At 42.1% G+C, this 3393-nt stretch carries 2 protein-coding genes; one reads left to right on the forward strand and one right to left on the reverse strand.

Annotated elements, in window-relative coordinates; genetic code table 11:
- Positions 1-36: 36 nt before the first annotated feature.
- Complete coding sequence (locus V7654_RS16370; protein ID WP_335431703.1) at positions 37-1080, reverse strand: S-layer homology domain-containing protein; 1044 nt, start codon at positions 1078-1080, stop codon at positions 37-39.
- Positions 1081-1309: 229 nt separating this feature from the next.
- On the opposite strand from V7654_RS16370, the gene V7654_RS16375 reads away from it, so the two are divergent.
- Positions 1310-3307: a phosphodiester glycosidase family protein gene (locus tag V7654_RS16375; RefSeq protein ID WP_335431704.1), complete on the forward strand. Its 1998-nt coding sequence runs from the start codon at positions 1310-1312 to the stop codon at positions 3305-3307.
- Positions 3308-3393 lie beyond the last annotated feature (86 nt).

The raw sequence follows: 3393 nt of genomic DNA on the forward strand, positions 1-3393 counted from the left end.
GACCCCCAATGCGGTAGTGTACTAAAGTATTACCACTTATTCTCCGCCAACGTATTCTATCGTGTATGTGTCGTTGGCTGTCATGACGAGCATCTTCAGAACGTCGTCTTTATTGTTAGTGCTATTGACATAGTAGTTATTCAGCCTGTTGAGCAGGATGGAGTAGGCTTGTTCTGGTGTTTTCTTCAGGATGTAATCGCTGTATTCGCTGTCCCAATAGCTGATCGAGAACATGATGATTTCTTTCTTTTCGGCAGAAGTCATTTGCTGCCACATGAATCCATCGAGGTAAGCTAACGATTCGTAATGGTAACTCATGTACAATCCTTGAAGATAGTAGCTAATCTCATATTCCACAACTTCGCCATCATCATAGGTCACTTCGATTGTTTCATCGTCAATCAAAGTAACGTCAACCGCTTCTTCCACCATCTCAAGGATGATGCGGTTCAGAGCGCGTTCAAAGTATAAATTCTCTTGCATCTTGAAGCGGTAAGTCAATTTAGCGAACGCTTCTCGTGTTGTTGGGTCCTGAGGGAAATAGTACTCCCCATTTCCTTCTATAAAACCAATGTCATACAAAAAGGCTACATGCGGCTGTGCCCAGCTCGAAACCTTATCAAAATCAGAAAAGCCTGGGTCGTATTCCAATAGCCCCACGTATTCCTCAAGTCCCATTGCCCTCACGAACATGACCGCCATTTCCTGGCGAGTAATCAACGCGTTTGAGCCGAATAAAGTCTTCGATTTCCCGTATGTAATATCCGCTTTTAAAAGCGCCCCTACAAATGGTCTTGACCAGTCAGCCAAATCCGTAAATTGTGCAGCTGCTTTGGCATCCAAAGGAAGCTCCATAGCCAGGGCCAGCATTTTGGCAAATTGGGCGCGGGTCAATTTTTCTTTTGGTCGGAAGGTTCCATCAGCATATCCCGAAATCACATTGTTTTTCGCAAGCTCTTCTATGTAAAACTTCATTGGCGACGAATCTATATCTTTAAACGTCGTAGAAGCTGAAGCAAAAGAACCTAGCGAACTGAACAACACGGTAAAAGTAAGCAAGAATGCAAACACTTTCTTCATTCATTTTCCCCCTCATTCTAGTAATCAGCTAAATTTTACAGATAATTTAGAGATAAATATATTGGTAATTTAAGGTTTTTTACAACCTAAGAAACTGGTAAAAATCAGGGTTATTATGTAAAAATAACTAGTTCTATCCTTCTTTCGTCATTCGACAAAATTTGTTTAATGTGGTAAAAATATTTTGGTAGATACAGATAATGGTAGATTACATATAGGGGGAAAAAAGTTGAAATTTGCAAAGAAGGTAGTTGTTACATTAGCCATAAGTCTTCTGGTCCTTCAGTCAGTTGCGGTACAGGCGGGATTTGCGAGTACATATGAGCAATTTCCAGTGTCATCCGGTGTTAATTACAAAGAAAACCGGGAAGTAATCAATAGCTATGACCAATCAATCAAAGTGCTAGAGGTTAATCTTCAGGATCCTTATACAAGGCTGGATCTTTCCGTTCCTGAAATAGGGAAAATTTCCGGAACGACTGCCCAGGCAAAAGCTGTCCATCGTGCAGGCAATAGAGTAGTAGGGGCTATTAATGGGTCTTTTTTCGACACAAATACAAAGCTTCCTATGTATTTAATTGCTAAAAATGATATTTTAGTAAACTCAGGAATCATTGCTTCCGGGCGTGACCAGTATGTAAATGAACCGATTGCATTCGGAATTGATGCGAATGGCAAGGCACAAATCGAGTATTTCGACCTTGACCTCGCCGCTGAACATAATGGAACTGTAACTGATATTACGAGCATGAATAAAATCAGGAACAATGACAATTTAATTTTATTTACTCCTGACTATATGGATGGCTATACTAATACGAACCAATACGGCTATGAGGTTATTTTTACAGGAGCATCGAAAAATAAGAATTTGGCTTTCGGCGACGTGATTACTGGTACGGTAAGCGCGATCCGACCATATGGAACGACAACGAATTCGCAAATTCCTGCCGATGGCTTCGTCCTGTCTGCCCATGGCACTCCTATGGAATTCTTAAAGAATATGAAAATTGGAGAACAGGTTCAAATCTCCATTAATATTGATGATAAGTGGAAGGGATCTAAATACATACTTGCGAGCGGTCCACGTCTAGTCGATAATGGTGCAGTTTCGTTGAGCATCGATCCTAACAGTTCACGCGCTAGAGAACGTGCACCGCGTACAGCGATTGCCGTTGACCGTACAATGACGAAGGTTTTCATGGTCACGGTGGATGGCAGGGCAGAAGGATATAGCAAGGGTATGAACCTAACTGAATTTGCGCAATATCTTGTGAAACTTGGAGCCTATAAAGCACTTAATCTTGATGGCGGTGGTTCCACGACAATGCTAGCGCGCAAGTACGGCAATGACATGGCCTCTCTGATCAACAAGCCATCTGATGGATGGGAAAGGCCAGTCTCCACAACGCTGCAGGCGATCAGCACCGCGCCTCTAGGTCAGGAATCGAGCTTTGGCGTTAGCCTGTCAGGCTCTTCTGTTACTGTAGGTTCAACCATATCCGTTTCGTTAAAATATGTGCTGGACCAATTTTACAATCCACTGGCAAAGGACCCTGCAAAATTAAAGCTTTCGAGCACAATGGGATCCTTTGAAGGCACTACTTTAAAAACAACTAAAGTTGGCGATGGCGTCATTACTGCGACATATGGCAGTTTGACAAAACAGATTCCAATCACTGTGAAAAATGAAGATTCACCGTTTACTGATATTCCAAGTACGAATAAGTATTTCTCCATCATCAAGTATTTATATGATCGTGAAGTTATTGCAGGCTACGCCGATGGGACATACAGGCCTGCGAATACATTGAAGCGTATCGATGCAGCTCTTTTGCTCGTCCGTTCGTTAAACTTGGATACTGCAAACATCCAGGATGTAAACTTTATTGATATTCCGAAGACATACCGTTTCTATAAAGAAGTCGCGGCAATCACAAATGCAGGAATCATCTCCGGTAAGCAAAACGGAACTTTGTTTGACCCGAACGCACCACTGACAAGGGCAGAAATGGCCGTCATCCTGCAAAAAGGTTTCAAACTGCAAGGCTCAGCAGAAACACCATTTACTGATGTTCCTGAGCAAAGCTTTGCCTACAATGCGATATCAAGCCTGTACGCAAACAAAATCACAGAAGGGTACGGCACACTATACAAACCAGCCGACACCGTCACCCGTATCCAATACGCACTATTCCTGTACAGAGCACTGCAAATTCAGCAATAAAAAACGGGAAATTGAAGAAAGAAATAAAAGAAAAATAAGATTTAAAAAATAAGATTGAAATAAAAGAAAGGGGCCAGCACCAAAGT

Origin of the sequence: Bacillus sp. JJ1609 (genome assembly GCF_036967045.1) — a bacterium.
Lineage (GTDB): Bacteria > Bacillota > Bacilli > Bacillales > Cytobacillaceae > Mesobacillus.

Excerpts from the sequence above, each read along its gene's own strand:
- V7654_RS16370 (WP_335431703.1), bottom strand. The coding sequence starts at position 1,080 with ATGAAGAAAGTGTTTGCATTCTTGCTTACTTTTACCGTGTTGTTCAGT.